We start from the raw sequence: 17,103 nt of genomic DNA, 5'->3' as shown, positions 1-17,103 counted from the left end.
GGTCGGCGGCCTCGGCGCCGCTATCCAGGCTATGCGTCTCTCCGAGCGCCGCGCGAACCGCGTCGAGGGCTTGGGTGAACCGGTCGGCGTCTGCGCTTCTTTCCACCGGATGCTCGATGAATTGCGCCTGGCCGCCCTGCCGATGCGGAGAAAGGACGATCTGGCGGGCGAGCCGCAGTGCCGCTTCCGCGCCGTAGCGGGCGCGCACGATGTGGAGACAGCAGTCCAGACCGGCGGCGACGCCGGCCGAGGTCACGATGTCACCATTGTCGACATAGAGCACCGAGGCATCGACGGCGACGTCGGGGTGGAGTTTCTGCAACTGTTCGGAATAGGCCCAGTGCGTCGCGGCACGACGGCCCGAAAGCAGCCCGGCCGCGGCAATGGCGAAGGTTCCAAGGCACAGGCCGACGATCAAGGCGCCGCGTTGGTGCGCCCGGCGCAACGCCTCCATCAGCGGCGGCGATGCCGGTTCGCCGAGATGATGCCAGCTTGGAATGATGACGATATCGGCGCCGTCGAGCCCTTCGAGCCCATGCGGCGCGGCAATTGTCAGTCCGGCCTCGGTGTGGATCGGGCCGGGCTTGACCGCGCAGATGCGGAAGTCGAAGCGCGGCAGGCCAAGCGCCGTCCTGTCCTCTGCGAAGACCAGGCACGGTACGGAAAGGTGGAACGGGCTGATGCCGTCGAAGGCGAGTACGGCAATGATCGGGTCGGTCATGGGTGCTTCCGGCAGTTGAATGCGGATTGTCCCAATTCTTTCGAATGATGTCAATCGGGCCACTTTCGACTGTCGCGGAGTCCGCCTATTTTCGGTCCATCACATTCAAGCCGGAAAGGAAAACACCATGTCTGACCCAGCCAACACCACGCCACGCCGGGCGCTGATCGTCGTCGATGTGCAGAACGATTATGATGGCGGCAGTCTTGCCATCCAGCATCCGCCGTTCCGCGACAGCGTCGTCCATGTGGCGCGGGCGATGGATGCAGCGACTGCTGCCGGCATCAAGGTGGTGGTCGTCAAGCAGATGGCGCCCGAGACATCGCCGATCTTCGCCGGGGGAAGCCATGGCGGCGAACTGCATCCCGAAATCGCCAGGCGTGGGCGCGACCATTATGTCGAAAAGAACCTGCCCTCCGCCTTCACCGGCACCGACCTCGAGGACTGGCTGCGCGCCAACGCCATCGATACGATCACGGTGGTCGGCTACATGACGCACAATTGCGACCTGTCGACCATCATCCACGCCGTGCATATGGGCTTTGCCGTCGAGTTCCTGTCGGATGCGACCGGATCGGTGCCTTACGCCAACAGCGCCGGCTACGCCTCGGCCGAGGAGATCCACCGCGTGGTCACGATCATCCTGCAGTCGCGCTTTGCCGCCGTGCTCAAGACCGCCGAATGGGTCGAGTGCCTGAAGACCGGCGCGCTGCCGGAACGCGACACCATCTTCGGCTCCAACCAGCGGGCGCTGTCACGCAGCGCCGCGTAGGGACTATCTGAAAACAGAAAGGGCGCCGCATCGCTGCGGCGCCCTTTCTGTTCGAATAGAAGGATTCTAGAACAGGCCTTCGATCTGGCCCATCTCGTTGAGGAAGATCTTTTCCGAGGACGGCGCCCTCGGTAGGCCGGGCATGGTCATGACCTCGCCGCAGATGATGACGACGAAGCCCGCACCTGCCGAAAGCCTGACCTCGCGCACCGGCACCGTGTGGCCGGTCGGCGCGCCGCGCAGGTTCGGGTCGGTCGAGAACGAGTACTGCGTCTTGGCCATGCACACCGGCAGGTGGCCGTATCCGGCGTCTTCCCAGGCCTTGAGCTGGTCGCGCACCGACTTGTCGGCGATCGCTTCCGAGCCGCGATAGATACGCTGGACGATGGTGTTGATCTTCTCGAACAGCGGCATCGCATCGGGATAGAGCGGCGCGAACTGCGAAGCACCGGATTCGGCCAGTGCCACCACCTTGTTGGCGAGATCCTCGATGCCGGCCGAGCCGTGCGCCCAGTGCTTGCACAGCATCGCCTCTTCGCCCATCGAGGCGACATAGTCCTTCATCGCCTGGATTTCGGCGTCGGTGTCGGAGTAGAAGTGGTTGATCGCAACCACCGCCGGCACGCCGAACTGGCGGATATTCTCGATGTGGCGGCCGAGGTTGGCGCAGCCCTTCTTCACCGCCTCGACGTTCTCCTTGCCGAGGTCTTCCTTCTTGACGCCGCCATTCATCTTCATGGCGCGCACGGTGGCGACAATGACGGCCGCCGCCGGTTTGAGGCCTGCCTTGCGGCACTTGATGTCGAAGAACTTTTCAGCACCCAGGTCGGCGCCGAAGCCGGCTTCGGTGACGACGTAGTCGGCGAGCTTGAGCGCCGTCGTGGTGGCGACGACCGAGTTGCAGCCATGCGCGATGTTGGCGAACGGGCCGCCATGCACGAAGGCCGGGTTGTTCTCCAGCGTCTGCACCAGGTTAGGCTGCATGGCGTCCTTGAGCAACACGGCCATGGCGCCGTCGGCCTTGAGGTCGCGGGCATAGACGGCCGACTTGTCGCGGCGATAGGCGACGATGATGTCGCCGAGGCGCTTTTCCAGGTCCTTCAGATCGGTCGACAGGCACAGGATAGCCATCACTTCCGAAGCAACGGTGATGTCGAAGCCGCCCTCGCGCGGGAAACCGTTGGCGACGCCGCCGAGCGAGCAGATGATCTCGCGCAGCGCCCGGTCGTTCATGTCCATGACGCGGCGCCAGACGACGCGGCGGGTGTCGATGCCGAGCTCATTGCCCCAGTAGATGTGGTTGTCGATCAGCGCCGAAAGCAGATTGTGCGCCGTGGTGATGGCGTGGAAGTCGCCGGTGAAGTGGAGGTTCATGTCTTCCATCGGCACGACCTGCGCATAGCCGCCGCCGGCGGCACCGCCCTTGACGCCGAAATTCGGGCCGAGCGAGGCCTCGCGGATGCAGACGATCGCCTTCTTGCCGATGCGGTTCAGGCCGTCGCCAAGGCCGACCGTAGTCGTGGTCTTGCCTTCGCCGGCCGGCGTCGGGTTGATGGCGGTTACGAGGATCAGCTTGCCGTCCTTGTTGCCCTTCACCGACTTGATGAATTCGGCTGATATCTTGGCCTTGTCGTGGCCGTAGGGCAGCAGGTGTTCGGTCGGAATGCCGATCTTCTGGCCGATCTCCTGGATCTGCTTTTTCCTGGCGCCGCGCGCGATCTCGATGTCGGACTTCACTTCGGCCATGACGGCTTTCCTCTGGATTGGACGGTGGAGGGGACGGGTTTGATCTTACTGGCAAGCAGGTTGGAACCGGGCGCGGGCATGTTCTAACCCTGTCGCTGCCACGGCGTCAACTTGTATGCAACTATGTTTCCTCTGGAGAAAGTTCCTCTGCGGACCGGCCGACCTGTCGTCGGTTCTTCCCGGCTCCGTTGCCGCGCCGTATAGAAGCCAGAGGACGCGCCGTTCCGCCGTCTCAAAACAGCCGCACAATGCACGGAATGCGACAGAGGCGACGGCGCAAATTCGCCATCGCCTGGTCCCTAATGGAACAGCGCTACTGCGTCAGAACGTTGCTGATTTCGACCATGTTGGAGCGCACCCTGAGCACATAGAAGCCCATCGTCGTCAGATGCGTCGGCAACAGCCAGCCATCCTCGCGGCCATTGGCGATGATGAAGGGCTGGATGCGCAGCGCCGAAACGAACTGCGAGTCCATCGTGTCCCACAGGTTCTGCAGATGCTTTTCCTTGATGACGTCCTCGAAGTCGGCCTGGGCTCCCTTCATCAGGCCGTAATAGCCGTAGAGCTGGCCATAGGCGAACCAGTAGCGGTCGTCGGCGCGGAAGTCGAACCAGCCATTGTTGTGGTTCTCGGCGCGTTCCTTGAGGATCGCCGAGGTCGAGCCGATGTCGGACGAGATGCGGTCGATATACTGTTTCAGATTGTCGGCGCGGGCGTCGAATGTCGCCTGGCAGGTGGCAAGGCGGGCGTTGAAGGAACGCAGCATGCGCACGGCGTCGCGATAGTAGCTTGGCGTCGGCGTCTTGGGGCCGAACGGGTTCAGGCCGAAATACCAGGTCTCTTCGTCGAACTGAAGGTTGCCGCGGGCATTCTGCAGATCGCTGTCGATCTGCGAGGTGGTGCGGACGCGGCCGAGATTGTCGGCAAGTTCGGTCGCCGTGCGCCGCACCGCCTGGTTGATGCCGCGCTGGAAGGAGGCCTTGTTGTCCATCCACGGCGTGTGGTCCCAGTCGATGCCGAACAGGCCCAGCTTGTAGAGGATCATCGACGAGATCCAGGCATTCTGGTTGACGTTGAAGTCGGTCAGGTCAGCGGCGATCTGGGCTATACCAGAGTTGCCGCAGGTCTTGGCGGTGTCCGTGCCGGCGCCGGCGGCGACCTGTTCGCCGGCGGAGACATTGCGCTTCTCGAAGGTGTATGTGTCGGGATAGTTCGGGTTGAAATTGTTCCACCACTGGGTGGCGTAGAAGAAATTGGCATAGAGGCCGATCAGCACCAGCAGAGCGAGGCCGACCGCCGCCTTGAGGATCCAGCCGCGCTGCGTATACCAGCGTCCGGCCCACAGGAACGGCCACAGGACGACACCGATCAGGAGGCCGATGCCGCGGCCGATCCACTGGAAAATACGGGTGAAGAAATTCACGATCGGATCGAGCATGGCTGTGTCACCCCCTCAAAGCATGATGCCAAAAAGTTGCAGACTTTTTGGATAACATCATACGCCAAAACAAGAAGTTAGAACGAAATAACGGTTCATTTCGTTCTAGTCAGTCAGGCCGTAGAGGCGTGTGCGAAACGCCACCTTGTCCTTCAAATATGTGGTTTTGAGAACGTCCACAACATGCGATCGCCAGGCGTCGCTGAAGCCGTCATAGTCCTTGTAGAAGCCGTCCTTGTTGAAGATGTAGCGCGAGACGAAGTCCGACGGCACGAAATCCGAGATCAGCCGGTTGGTCAGCCAGGCGTCGGGGTGGTCTGGCTTGGCGCGGATCACCAGGAAACGCTGCTGCGGGAAGACATCCTCGATCTTCAGGTGGCCAAGCTGGGCGATCTCGCGCTTGGCGGCGTTGAGGAAAGGAAAATTGCCGTCCCTGGTGATCAGGTCGGCATGGCTCTGGATCCAGGTCTGCAGCCAGACCTTGTCGACATTGGTCAAATTGCGGTTCGGCTCGGCGTCGCGGATCAGCGCGCGCACCACCATCTCGGCCCGGTGCTCGAGATAGCCCGAGGTCTCGACCCAGGAGGCACGCGGCAGCTCGATGCGGCCGGTGGTGGCGAGGAACTTGAACACCTTGTCGGCGTCGTTGATCGAGAGATAGCTGACCTGCCACGGCCGCGAGCGGCGAAAACCGGGGGCGGCCGGATCGCTGATCACCGTCGTCACATCCGGATCGACGAACACGTAGAGGCCGCCGAAATGGCTGGTCCAGTAGGCGTTGTGTCGGAAGATCACCTGGTCGGGTACCAGCGCGTTCTCGCGGATGTCGCCGCAGATCTTGGCGAGCTCGACCATGCGGGTCAGCATGGCGTTGTCGCGCCAGGCATCTGGCTCCTGCTTCAGCCGGTCGACGAGCTTGCCGAGTTCGGCTGCCTTGCCCAGCACATCCTCGGCCGACAGCACCTTGAATTCGACCTGACTGATCGACAGCAAGTCCTCGATGTCGTTGACCTTGGGAATGGAATCCTCGATCTCGCCGTAGATGACGTCTTTGATCGTCAGCGCATCGATGGCGCGCCGGTTCCTGGACATGAACTCGAACATCAGTTGCGAGGTGTTGGAGAAGGCGGTGTGCACCACCGGCAGGTCAATCTGCGACGGCGTCAGGATGATGAAACGGCGGTTGACCTCATTGGGATCGAGATAGTCATAATCATCGCATTCCTCGGCCACTTCGGGCGAGAAGCCGGTGCGGTCGATCTGGAAGCTCTTCAGTTTCGTCGGCTTCAAGCCGAACGCGGCCAGCGCCTTGTTGTAGCGCTGGATGAGGTGCGGCTCGTCGACCGTCAACAGCCGGCCATAGATCAGCTCGTTGTCGCGCAGGAGATCGGGTTTCTTGGCGGGGCTCATCTTCCCTTCTCCCCGTTTACGGGGAGAAGGTGCCCGAAGGGCGGACGAGGGGCGGCGCAGACGCTCATCATCTTTCCTCCGACGTTGAAGCTGGCAAAAACTTCACATCGACAGCAATCATTTTCCGATCGAGTCGACCATCCAGCGCAGCAACAATCGTATCCAGCACGCTCTTACGGCTCGTCAAAACATCAGCGTGCCAAACCCTCAACACCGACCAGCCGTTCCTGTTCATCGTCTCATCCCTGTATCGATCGTGGGGCCGATTTGCATGCTGACTTCCATCGACTTCCACAACCAGATTAGCCTCACGGCAGGCGAAGTCTGCGAAATATGGGCCGACCGGGAGCTGACGGACAAACTTGTGGCCATTCAGCCGCCTTCCACGCACTTCGTGCCACAGCCATTCCTCGGCATCATTCTCGACTTTCCGAAGCTGCCGGGCCCTTGCTACCTTTGGCTCATTACTGCCTCGCACAGCGCTGCCCCTCATCCGCCCTTCGGGCACCTTCTCCCCGTGAACGGGGAGAAGGAAGAGGTGCCAGGCTCACGCATTCCATAGCCCCTTTTTCTTCATCTCCTCCATCTCGCGCGCGGCTCGCTCGCGCAGGCGGGCGTCGCGCAGCAGCTTTTGCACGGCGGAGTCGTCGGACTTGTCGGAATAGCGGAACTCCGAGTCGGCATAGCGGTTGATCTCCTGCATGACCATGTCCATCGAGAACGGCCCGCGCAGTTCCTCGATCATCGCTTTCTTCTCGTCGTAGCCCTTGTGCATGAAGACTTCCGGCTTCTCGAACCAGTCGTCGGGAAGCTCGATGTCCATGGCGCGCATCTTGATGGCGTCGGTGACGTTCTTGATGGCGCGGCCGGTGAAGCGGGGCTCGGCATCCTTGATCAGGTGCAGATAGGTGCCGATGTCGGCCATCGATTTCGGCGCGCCGTTCTCCTTCATGTAGCGTTCGTAGACCTTCATCAGCCCGTCTTCTTGCGGCTTCTCGTGCTCCTCATAGGCTTCGGTCACGGCGCGCTGGATTTCCTGCGCGGCGTAGAGATCGTGGTCGCCGAGCGGGATCTTGTGGTTTTTTCCCGCCAGCAGGACAAAAATGTCGATGTAGTCGTTGCGGCTCTGGGGCCCGTCGACCAGCCAGCGGGCGCCGGCGCGCTGGCGCAGCGCGTCGTCGACATTTTCGGGATAGTTGGAGAACATGCCGAACGAGCAGTTGCCGCGCACCACGGTCGCGGCACCGGCGAAGGCATCCATCAAGACGCCGGTGATTTCCTGCTGGCCGGCCGAGGCGCGGTCGTCTGAGCGGCGCGCCGCCACCTGGTCGATGTCGTCGATGGTGCCGAAGCCGATGACGCGCGGGTTCAGCACATTGTTGATGAACTGGCGGCAGTTCTGGCCTGATTTGCCCTGATAGGACGAGATCTGGTCGACGCCGAAATTCTCGTAGGCAAAGGGATAGCCGGCGACCTGGCAATAGCCGTTGACGAGGCCGGCGATCATCTGGATCAGCGTCGTCTTGCCGGTGCCGGGGGCGCCGTCGCCGATGAAGGTGAACAGGAAGCCGCCGAGTTCGACGAACGGATTGAGTTCGCGCTCGAAGTCGTAGGCCATCAGCATCTTGGCGAGCTTGACCGACTGGTATTTGGCGATGTGGTTGCCGACGACCTCTTCCGGCTTCTTGAATGTCATCACCAGCGGTTTTGAACGCTTGCCCGGCGCGACGTCGAAACCATCGAGGGTGAAATCGTCGGCATCGATACGGATATGCGCGTTCTCGAACGGGCCGATGCCGTCGAAGCGGCCCTTGCGGGCCAGAAGCCCGTCGATGGCGACGCGGGCGAAGGCGCGCGCCCTTGTCATCAGGTCGGCGTCGTCGGACGATCCCGAGATCGCCTTGTCGAGGCCTGCCAGGATCGACTTCACCGCATCCTGCGGCGTGTCGAACAGGAAGTCCGGTTCGGGACTATCGTTGGGCGCCTCGCCGTCGCTGTCGATCAGCTGGAACAGGTAGGAGGCGAGGCTGAAGGCCGAAATGTAAGCCGAGGCCGACAGAAGCTTCTTGAAGGTGGACGCCTCGTCGCCCTCGAGCGGCGCGCGGGTGTTCTTGGCCTGCAGACTTTCAAGGTCCGAGCCCTCGGCAAAGACGTCCGATATTGCCAGCGCGATCGCCGTGCCGCGCCGGGCGCGAAACAACAGCGTGTGCTGCGGGATGGTCAGCAGCTGGTCGTCGGGATGAACGGCGCCGACGGTCTTCGACAGCTCGACCTCGCGCGTGCGGCGCACCGAACCGACCGAGACGGTCGAAACGAAGCGGCGATTGGTGCCGGCAAGTGCTGTGCCGGAGGAGCTAGACGGGTCCTCCAGCACGACGACACGGGTGATGAAGCTCTGCGCGGTAGCGCGGTGCTTCTCGATGGCGGCTTCCGGGATGGTGGTCAGGCCGGTATCCATGAAGGGTGCTCCGTGGTGTGACGGTCAGACGTCTGAGATGACCTGTCCGTTCGACAGAATGTGAACCTTGTAGCCGGCAAAGATCTTCTGCGCCTCGCCGGCGGCGTAGAGCGCCTGATAGGCCTCGTGCGGGATCAGCGCATGGTTTTCGTAGCTCGACACGCCCTGGCGCGCGGCTTCCAGATCGTCGGTATTGATGAAGAATTCCTGCGTCGTCTTCTCGCTGGAAAACAGCCCCTTGCGGCCGGGTTTCTCGGCCTTGGAATAGACCTCCTGGATGGTCCAGGTCAGCAGCCAGGCATTTTCGGGCTTGCGCACCTTGGCCAGGACTTCGGTCACCGTCGAATTGTTGTCGGTGATGCCAGCCGAATAGAACGGGCCGAGCACGACGCGGCGCAGCTGCTTGGGATGCAGCGGCTCGAAATCCTTGTCGAGATTGACCGCGATGGTCGCCGGCGACAGCGTGTAGGCGGAGTTCTTCTCGGTGAAATCGTCGAAACGGTGGGCAAGCTCGGGATTGAGCAGGCCATCGACCGGCAGAGGAATGTCGATCGTCTCGTTCAGCTTGCCGTTTCTGTCGACGAGCTGGCGGATCATCGTTTCGGACGAATCCTCCACCGTCACCATGTAGACCAGAGGCAGGTTGGCGCTGCCGTCGAACGTCGCCCAGTGGACGAGATAATAGGGCCGCCCCGTCTTCGGATTGACCGAGACCTTGGCCGTTTGCGCCAGGGTGAACGGGCCGAACGTGTTCTCGCTTTTCACGTCCTCGAGATAAAGCCGCTCGGCTATCGACTTCTGCAGCGCCGCGGGGAATTCCTTGTGGCGCAGGATGAAGTCGGCCATTTCCTCGCGCAACTCGCCGGCGAGCGGAATGTTGGCAAGCCGCGCGTCGGCCTGGCGTCGGTCGTTTTCCAGTTCGAGCAGGTTCTGGAACACCGGAAATCCGCTTTCGGCGCGCGAAATGCGGAATGTGTCCATGAAGCCGAGCCGGTTGCGCCAGCAGGAAAACGACTTGTCGAGCCTGGCGATGTGTTCGGCGACGATCTTGGCGACGATGCCGTGCCGGTAGAGCGGCGAGCGATCGTCGCGCATGAACACTTCAAGGCCGCTGAGCGCGGCCGTGATGGCGGAAAAATACCGTGCCGCCGCTTCGTTTTCGGGGGTCATGCCTGGTCGCTCGCGGGCAGTGCTGTCACCCTTAAGACTGCACGTAGTTAGCCGAATTGTGCTTCTTCAGCACCTCGTCGAAGCGGCGGGCGAAGGCATCGTCGGCCAGCTTCTTGCGGCGCTGGATATCGGCGGTGGCGACCATGTTCTTCTCGTGCATCTCAAGCAGGTCACCGATGTGCTTTTGCGAAGCAGCACCGATACCGGCCATGGTTTCCTCGGCGGTGTTGTCGACCTGGCTGCCCAGCGTGTTGATCTTGTGGGCGACGTCCTGCTGAGCTGCGGTCTTCAGCGAATCTTCCAGCGCCTTGTAGAGTACGATGCGCTGCTCGGTATCGATGGTCAGCTTGTTGATCAGCGTCGATTGCGCGGCGATCTGGTTGTTGAGCGAATCGACGAAGGTCTGGAACATCGAGGTGTAGCGCTCGAGCGTCTGGCTCTCGGCCAGCAGTTCCTGCTCCTTGGCCTGCTTTTCGTTGTATTCCGTCGCCAGCTTGGAGCGTTCGCCTTCGAGCTGCGTGCGGTCCTTCTGGCTGGTCGAAGCGGCGATCTTGTTTTCGATGTCGAGCAGCATCGGGTTGAGCTCCTCGATGCGCTTCTGCACGGCTTCGAGGTTGGTCATGGTGGTCTTGCGGCGCTCGATCACCTGCGACAGGCTGGTTTCCGAGGTCTTGTAGCGTTGGTCGAGAACCTCTTTCTGCGCCTTCAATATGCCGACGATGGTGTCGGATTTGACCAGCAGTTCCTGCAGATTGCCGGCCAGCGACATGTTGCGAACGCGGTCGGTGCGCATGCGCTGCTTGCTCTGGCTGGAGAAGATGCCAATGAATTTTTCCCAGCCGGTGTAGTTCTTCATGCTCTCGAACTCGGCGCCGAAGACGTTGGTGGCGTCCTCCAGCCCGATGATCAGGTCGGCAATGTTGCCTTCCATCACCTTCTGCTGCTTCAGCACATCCTCGATGCGGGCGTTCTCGAGGTCGAAATTGGCGTCGCCGATCTTCTTGTCTGATGTGGCAAGCGTATCAAGCATGGTGCCGGATTGCTCGATCTTGGAGCGCATGTCCTGCACGACCTGCTTGGTCTTGGCAATTTCGGCGTCGAAATTCTGCAATGTCGCCATTGGGGCCTCCCGCTTCGGCATGACGTCGCTGGTCGCGAACAGCGGCGAATATATGTGGGGCATCAGGGGATTGAAAGACGTGAAGACAAGGGCGGCGTGAAAACAAAAAAATTCGTCAGGGTCTTGAAAGCCAGTGAAGGCTTGGGCTTAGCGTGATTAGCTTGCCGACCAGCCATAGTTCAGCTGTCATTGAACTTTCATGCGGCAAGGCGAAGGCGCACGGATGCCTTTGTATTGGGCAAACCACCGAAGCAATCGCGGCCGCGATATGCGACGAGAAAGCCGGTTTTACAGAGCTGGCGAACAGCGGCTCAGGGTTTGGGATCGGCTTTCAGATAGGCGATGACATTGGCGATGTCGTCGTCCTTGGTCAGGCCGGCAAACGCCATCTTGTTGCCGGGCACTTTCAGCTTGGGTGCCCTGAGATACTCGGCGAGATTGGCTTCATCCCAGACCAGGCCGGCGGCGCCGGCACTCTTCATCGCCTCGGAATAGCGGCCAAGATAACTCTCGGCGCTACCGGCGGTGCGGCCAACGACGCCCAACAGATGCGGACCGACCTTGTCGCGGTCGGTGGCTGCTTCATGGCAGGCCATGCACCGGTTGAAGGCCTTCTTGCCCAGGGCCGGGTCGCCGCCGGCATGGGCCACAAGCGAGCTGGCAAGGAGAAGGATGCTGGCGGACGAAGCGGCTCGAAACATGCTGCCCCCGGAGAGTTCTGGCTGGCGGCCTTATAGTACCGAGGCTTTAACAAACGCTGCATCGCGGCGGGATTGCGGAAGACAGGCCCGCGAGTCAGGCCTGTTGTGCCAGATCGCGGCGCAGGAAATCATTCAGCCGCTCGACCGCCTGGGTCGTCGACAGCGGGTTGCGCAGGATGCCGATTTCGAGGTCCGGCAGCACCGGCAGCCCTTCATTGCCGCCGACGATGCGCAGCGATGGCGGTACGCTGCGCATCGCAAGGCCAGCCACCGCGAGCCCGGCCTGGACGACGGCGATCAGGCCAAGCAGAGAGGCGCTTGAATAGGTACAGCGATAGGAGCGGTCGGCATCGCCAAGCGCCTGCAGGACATTCATCCTGGCGGCGCAGCCCGGTTCGAACAAGGCGACCGGAAGCGGGTCGGCCTCCCAGGCGACATGGTTGGGCGAGGCGACCCAGACGAAGCGTTCCAGCCGGATCACCTCAAGCGGCTGCTCCGGCAAGCGGGTGATGATCGCCAGATCCAGCCGCCCCTCCGCCAGCGTCTTCACCAGCGCGGTCGACTGTTCGCAGATCAACTCCACCGTCACCAGGGGATGCTCCGCCGCGAATCGTGAGAGCACGGGCGGCAGGAGGAAGGCGGCATAGTCGTCGGGCACCCCCAAGCGGACGCTGCCTGTCTCCTTGGGCCGGGTGACGCTTGCCCAGGCTTCATCCGACAGTTTCAGCAACCGGCGCGCATAGATCAGGAAATCCTCGCCGATCGCATTGGGAGTGACGGTTCTGGGACCACGCACCAGAAGCTGGTTGCCGACCATCTCCTCCAGCCGCTGCATCTGCATGCTGACCGCCGACTGGCTGCGGCCGACCCGAGGTGCTGCATTGGAAAGGCTGCCGCTCTCGACGACGGCGACGAAGGTTTTCAGCAGGTTGAGATCGAGTGGCGTGGCCATGGTGCTATCAGCATATCGAATAGATCATTCCAAATCTATTCGCTTGTTTGAAGGTGGCGCCAGTGACCAGATGGTTGGGATCGCTGGGAACCACCACATGACGGACGCCTCGACAGCCCGCTTCCCGGCCGCGAGCCTTGCTCTGGCAATGGTGATCGCAGGCACGGTCGGCGCCTTCGCCACGGAATCGGGGCTGCATCCCGTCACCGTCGTCTTCTGGCGATGTGTGTTCGGCGCGATCTTCCTTCTCATATGGTGCCTGTTGCGCGGCTACCTGCCGGATCGGACGCTGTTGCCGTCCCGGCTTGCCCTTGCAGCACTTGCCGGCGTGTGCATGGTGCTGAGCTGGACAGCCTTCTTCGCCGGCTTCGCCATGACGTCGATCGCCACGACGACGATTATCTACCATATCCAGCCGTTCTTCGTGGTCCTGATCGGCGTGGTTTTCCTAAGGGAACGCATCTCGCCCGACCAACTGCTGTGGATGCTCGGTGCGTTTCTCGGCGTCGTGCTGGCCAGCGGCCTCGTTTTCGCGCACGGTCATGCCGATGCCAACTGGGTGCCGGGCATTGCGCTGACGCTGGGCGGCGCACTGCTCTATGCCGTTACAACGATCCTAGCCAAAGGCCTGGGCCAGCAGCGCGCCGAAATCACGGTACTCTGCCAAACGGTGGTGGGGGTCGTCATGCTCGCCCCGTTCGCCGGCGTCGGCCAACATATTGCGCCTGCATCATGGGGCTGGCTGCTCGGCATCGGCGTGCTGCACACTGGCATCGCCTACGTGTTGATGAATTCGGCCTTCCCACGCCTGACGACACCGGTGATCGGCGTCATCACCTTCATCTACCCGGTCGTCGCCATCATCGTCGACTGGGCTATCTATGGGCATCCGCTCGGACCGGCGCAGGCAGCCGGCATGGCACTGATTGCGCTGGCAACGCTTGGTGTGCGGCTTGGCTGGCGGTTTCCAAGACGGCGTGTCTCGACCGTGTGAGCCCGAAGCAATTCCAGGGAAAGCACATAGCGCTTCCCCTGGAATTGCTCCAATAACCAAGAGACAGAGTCAGCCTTTGATAAAGCCGATGAAATCGTCTGGCGTGGCGCGGCCCATCTCTTCCTCCCAGTGGCGGCGGCAGAGCGAGACATAGACATCCTTGCCGATTGCCACCTGCTCGCCCTGGCGAGCCACCTTGCCATCGGGGCCGAGGCGCACGACCATCGTCGCCTTGCGGCCGCATCGGCAGATGGTGCGCACTTCGCGCAAATCGTCGGCGATGGCCAGCAGCGCGCGCGAGCCGGAAAACAGCTTGCCCTGGAAATCGGTGCGCAGGCCGTAGCACATGACCGGGATGTTCAACCGGTCGGCGATGCGGGCGAGCTGCCAGACCTGCTCCTCCTCGAGGAACTGCGCCTCGTCGACGAAGACGCAATGCACTGACGTATGCGCGTGATGCTCGGTGACGCGGGCGAACAGATCGTCGCCATCGCGGAACATCTCGGCTTCCGTCTCCAGGCCGATGCGCGACGAGATCAGGCCGGTGTCGCCCTTGCGGTAGTGGCCGGCGACGAACAGCATCGTGCCCATGCCGCGCTCGCGATAATTGTAAGAGGCCTGCAAGAGCATCGTCGTCTTGCCGGCGTTCATGGTCGCATAGTGAAAGTAGAGCTTGGCCATGCCGCTCTTTTAAGCCGACTTGCCCTGATACGGGGAGGGGCGGTCGCCCGCATTCCCCTGAAAAAGCCGGCCCGTCTTCGAAAAAACCGTCCGGCATGGCAAAAGCGCCTGATGTGTCGCTGATTGGCCAGCCCGCGCCGTTGATCGCGATTGTCTTAATGCTTGAAACCACACCAGAATGGTGTTTGGCTGACGAAACAAGGCGGGCATAGAAACCGTAGCTACGCTTCGCCAAAGAATCACAATGGGAGACTGTCTATGTCGCGTATGAACTCTTTCGTCGCCGGCCTCGGTCTGGCGGCTTTTTTGTCCACCAGCGCTGCCTTTGCCGGCGATCCGGCGAGCTGCAAGGCGGTGCGCCTTTCCGATGTCGGCTGGACCGACATCCAGGCGACGACCGGCATCGCCTCCGTGCTGCTGACCGCGCTCGGCTATGAGCCGCAGACGATCCAGCTGTCGGTGCCGGTGACCATGGCGTCGCTGAAGAACAAGGATCTCGACGTGTTCCTCGGCAACTGGATGCCGTCGATGACCAACGACATCAAGGACTATACCGCCGATGGCTCGGTCGAGACGATCAGCACCAACCTGACCGGCGCCGGCTACGGTATCGTCGTGCCGACCTATGTCGCTGACGCCGGCGTGAAATCGCTGACCGATATCGGCAAGTTCAAGGACAAGTTCAACGGCAAGATCTATGGCATCGAGGCCGGCAATGACGGCAACCGCATCATCCTCGACATGATCAAGAACCCGAAAGACAACCTCGAAGGCTTCGAGCTGGTCGAATCCTCGGAGGCCGGGATGCTGACGCAGGCCGAGCAGTCGATGAAGAGCAATGAATGGATCGCCTTCCTCGGCTGGACGCCGCATCCGGTGATGGGTGCCATGAAGATCACCTATCTCGATGGCATGGGCGACAGCGGCTTCGGCGCCGCCACTGTCCATACCAATGTGCGCAAGGGTTACACCACCGAGTGCCCGAATGCCGGCAAGTTCATCGCCAACCTGAAGTTCAATCTCGATATGGAAGGCGAGATAATGGACGCGATCCTCAAGGGCGCTGACGCCAATACGGCTGCGACCGACTGGCTCAAGAAGCATCCGGACGCGGTTGCTCCGTGGATTGCCGGCGTGACCACTTTCGATGGCGGCGACGCCGCTGCAGCCGTGAAGACTGCGCTCGGAAGCTGAGCAGGTCTTGCGTTCGGCGTGACCGATCAAGAAGGGCAGTCACTGTAGAAAGGGCTGCCCTTTTTCATATCCTGTGACAAGATGACCGTCCGGCAAGGACGGCGACTGCCAAAGAGGGGCAAGATGGATCCGATTTCAAAATTCTTTGTCAGTTATAAAATCCCCATAGGCGAGTGGGGCAAAGCGTTCTTCACCTTCCTTACCGACAATTTCAACACCTTCTTCCGCGGCCTCTCCGGCGGCTTGAATTTCCTGCTCGATGGAGTGGTCGACACGCTGCTGTTGGTACCGCCGGTCCTTCTCATCGCGCTGATTGCACTGCTTGCCTATTATCTGCAGCGATCGAGAGGCTTGGCGGTGGCTGTCTTTCTCGGGTTGCTGTTCATCCTCAACCAGAACCTCTGGAAGCAGACGGTAGAGACACTGGTGCTGGTGGTTGCCGCCGCCGCCGCCTCGATGGCCATCGGTGTGCCACTCGGTATCTGGGCGGCGCACAAGCCGAAGGTCTATCGCGTCATGCTGCCGGTGCTCGATTTGATGCAGACGCTGCCGACCTTCGTCTACCTCATCCCGGTGCTGACGCTGTTCGGCCTCGGCAATGCGCCCGGCCTCATCGTCACCATCATCTTCGTCATCCCGACCGCGGTTCGTCTCACGCATCTCGGCGTCGTCTCGGTGCCGAAGTCGATCGTCGAGGCCGGCGAGGCGTTCGGCGCCACCAAGAGCCAGTTGCTGTGGAAGGTGGAGCTGCCCTCGGCGCTGCCCACCATCATGGCCGGTCTGACGCAGTGCATCATGCTGTCGCTATCGATGGTGGTGTTTGCCGCACTGATCGGCGCGGGCGGCCTCGGCACCGAAATCAACCGGGCGCTGGGTTCGCGCAAGATCGACCTCGGGCTTGAGGCGGGCCTCGCCATCGTCGTTTTGGCCATCGTGCTCGACCGGATGACCCGCATCGCCGTTGGAGGCAAGAAATGACCGTCGCCGTCGATTTCCGGAACGTCGATATCGTCTTCGGCGCCGACCAGGCCGGATCGCTGAAGATGATCGACGCCGGAGCCAGCCGCGCCGAGATCCTCGAAAAGACCGGCAATGTACTGGGTTGCGCCGGCGCCAGCCTGACCGTGAACGAGGGCGAAATCTCCGTGCTGATGGGTCTCTCCGGTTCGGGCAAGTCGACATTGCTGCGGGCGGTCAACCGGCTCAACGTGGTGTCGCGCGGCCAGGTGCTGGTCAAGGATGGCGACAAAACCGTCGACGTCGTCACCTGCGACGAGGCGACCCTGCGGCGCCTGCGCCAGAAACAGGTGGCGATGGTGTTCCAGCAGTTCGGCCTTTTGCCCTGGCGCACGGTGGAGGAGAATGTCGGTCTCGGCCTCGAACTCGCCGGCGTACCGGAAGCCGAGCGCAAGGAGCGCGTGCAACGCCAGCTCAAGCTGGTCAATCTCGACCAGTGGTCGAAGAAATACGCGCATGAGCTGTCGGGCGGCATGCAGCAGCGCGTCGGCCTGGCGCGGGCCTTCGCCACCGAGGCGCCGATCCTGCTGATGGACGAGCCGTTCTCGGCGCTCGACCCGCTGATCCGCACCAAGCTGCAGGACGAATTGCTGCAGCTCCAGGCCGAATTGAAGAAGACCATCATCTTCGTCAGCCACGACCTTGAGGAGGCGCTGAAGATTGGCTCCCACATCACCATCATGGAGGGCGGGCGCATCGTGCAAACCGGCGCGCCGGAGGACATCGTGC

General features: G+C 61.8%; 16 protein-coding genes. 5 read left to right on the top strand and 11 right to left on the bottom strand.

Translation table 11 applies throughout. The features are described 5' to 3' along the window. On the bottom strand, positions 1–721 hold a 721-nt coding region (locus EN964_RS05955; RefSeq protein ID WP_127276243.1), incomplete at its 3' end, for a DJ-1/PfpI family protein. 127 nt (positions 722–848) lie between these two features. Between EN964_RS05955 and EN964_RS05950 the strand changes: the two genes are divergently transcribed. Then, entirely contained in the window at positions 849–1,493 is a 645-nt protein-coding gene (locus EN964_RS05950) for a cysteine hydrolase family protein (protein ID WP_127266543.1), read from the top strand. 66 nt (positions 1,494–1,559) lie between these two features. Here the strand turns inward: EN964_RS05950 and EN964_RS05945 are convergent, their stop codons facing one another. The 9 genes from EN964_RS05945 to EN964_RS05905 form a co-directional block, all read right to left on the bottom strand. Next, positions 1,560–3,239, bottom strand: a complete 1,680-nt coding sequence (locus EN964_RS05945; protein ID WP_127266544.1) for a formate--tetrahydrofolate ligase — start codon at positions 3,237–3,239, stop codon at positions 1,560–1,562. Between the two features lie 313 nt (positions 3,240–3,552). Next, entirely contained in the window at positions 3,553–4,677 is a 1,125-nt protein-coding gene (locus tag EN964_RS05940; protein ID WP_127266545.1) for a DUF2333 family protein, read from the bottom strand. A 105-nt stretch (positions 4,678–4,782) separates the two neighbouring features. After that, entirely contained in the window at positions 4,783–6,087 is a 1,305-nt protein-coding gene (locus EN964_RS05935; RefSeq protein ID WP_127272315.1) for a DUF6638 family protein, read from the bottom strand. A 67-nt stretch (positions 6,088–6,154) separates the two neighbouring features. Beyond that, positions 6,155–6,565, bottom strand: coding sequence for an endonuclease domain-containing protein (locus tag EN964_RS05930; RefSeq protein ID WP_127302072.1), 411 nt, complete (start codon positions 6,563–6,565; stop codon positions 6,155–6,157). A 69-nt stretch (positions 6,566–6,634) separates the two neighbouring features. Then, positions 6,635–8,545, bottom strand: coding sequence for an ATP-binding protein (locus EN964_RS05925; RefSeq protein ID WP_127266547.1), 1,911 nt, complete (start codon positions 8,543–8,545; stop codon positions 6,635–6,637). A 24-nt stretch (positions 8,546–8,569) separates the two neighbouring features. Next, entirely contained in the window at positions 8,570–9,715 is a 1,146-nt protein-coding gene (locus EN964_RS05920) for a hypothetical protein (RefSeq protein ID WP_127266548.1), read from the bottom strand. Between the two features lie 31 nt (positions 9,716–9,746). After that, a complete protein-coding gene (locus tag EN964_RS05915; protein WP_127266549.1) occupies positions 9,747–10,835 on the bottom strand; it encodes a hypothetical protein in 1,089 nt (362 codons plus the stop codon). Positions 10,836–11,146: 311 nt separating this feature from the next. Next, a complete protein-coding gene (locus EN964_RS05910; RefSeq protein ID WP_127266550.1) occupies positions 11,147–11,536 on the bottom strand; it encodes a cytochrome c family protein in 390 nt (129 codons plus the stop codon). 94 nt (positions 11,537–11,630) lie between these two features. Further along, positions 11,631–12,488 (bottom strand): LysR substrate-binding domain-containing protein, encoded by an 858-nt coding sequence (locus tag EN964_RS05905; RefSeq protein ID WP_127266551.1) that lies wholly within the window; start codon positions 12,486–12,488, stop codon positions 11,631–11,633. A 97-nt stretch (positions 12,489–12,585) separates the two neighbouring features. Between EN964_RS05905 and EN964_RS05900 the strand changes: the two genes are divergently transcribed. After that, positions 12,586–13,482 carry a DMT family transporter gene (locus EN964_RS05900; protein WP_127266552.1) on the top strand — a complete coding sequence of 299 codons (897 nt, stop codon included), beginning with the start codon at positions 12,586–12,588 and terminating at the stop codon, positions 13,480–13,482. A 69-nt stretch (positions 13,483–13,551) separates the two neighbouring features. Here the strand turns inward: EN964_RS05900 and EN964_RS05895 are convergent, their stop codons facing one another. Further along, on the bottom strand, positions 13,552–14,163 hold the full coding sequence (locus tag EN964_RS05895) for a thymidine kinase (RefSeq protein ID WP_127266553.1): 612 nt from the start codon (positions 14,161–14,163) through the stop codon (positions 13,552–13,554). A 258-nt stretch (positions 14,164–14,421) separates the two neighbouring features. Between EN964_RS05895 and EN964_RS05890 the strand changes: the two genes are divergently transcribed. The 3 genes from EN964_RS05890 to choV all read left to right on the top strand — a co-directional run. Further along, complete coding sequence (locus EN964_RS05890) at positions 14,422–15,357, top strand: choline ABC transporter substrate-binding protein (RefSeq protein ID WP_127266554.1); 936 nt, start codon at positions 14,422–14,424, stop codon at positions 15,355–15,357. A 123-nt stretch (positions 15,358–15,480) separates the two neighbouring features. Beyond that, positions 15,481–16,335, top strand: a complete 855-nt coding sequence (choW, locus tag EN964_RS05885) for a choline ABC transporter permease subunit (protein WP_127266555.1) — start codon at positions 15,481–15,483, stop codon at positions 16,333–16,335. Beyond that, the coding region (choV, locus tag EN964_RS05880; RefSeq protein ID WP_127276241.1) for a choline ABC transporter ATP-binding protein at positions 16,332–17,103 on the top strand (772 nt) is incomplete at its 3' end. The genes choW and choV, both read left to right, overlap by 4 nt.

Source organism: Mesorhizobium sp. M7A.F.Ca.CA.001.10.2.1 (assembly GCF_003998575.1).
Taxonomy (GTDB): Bacteria; Pseudomonadota; Alphaproteobacteria; order Rhizobiales; family Rhizobiaceae; genus Mesorhizobium.
Note: the sequence above shows the minus strand (reverse complement) of the source record. Positions and strands in the feature narration are given on the sequence as shown.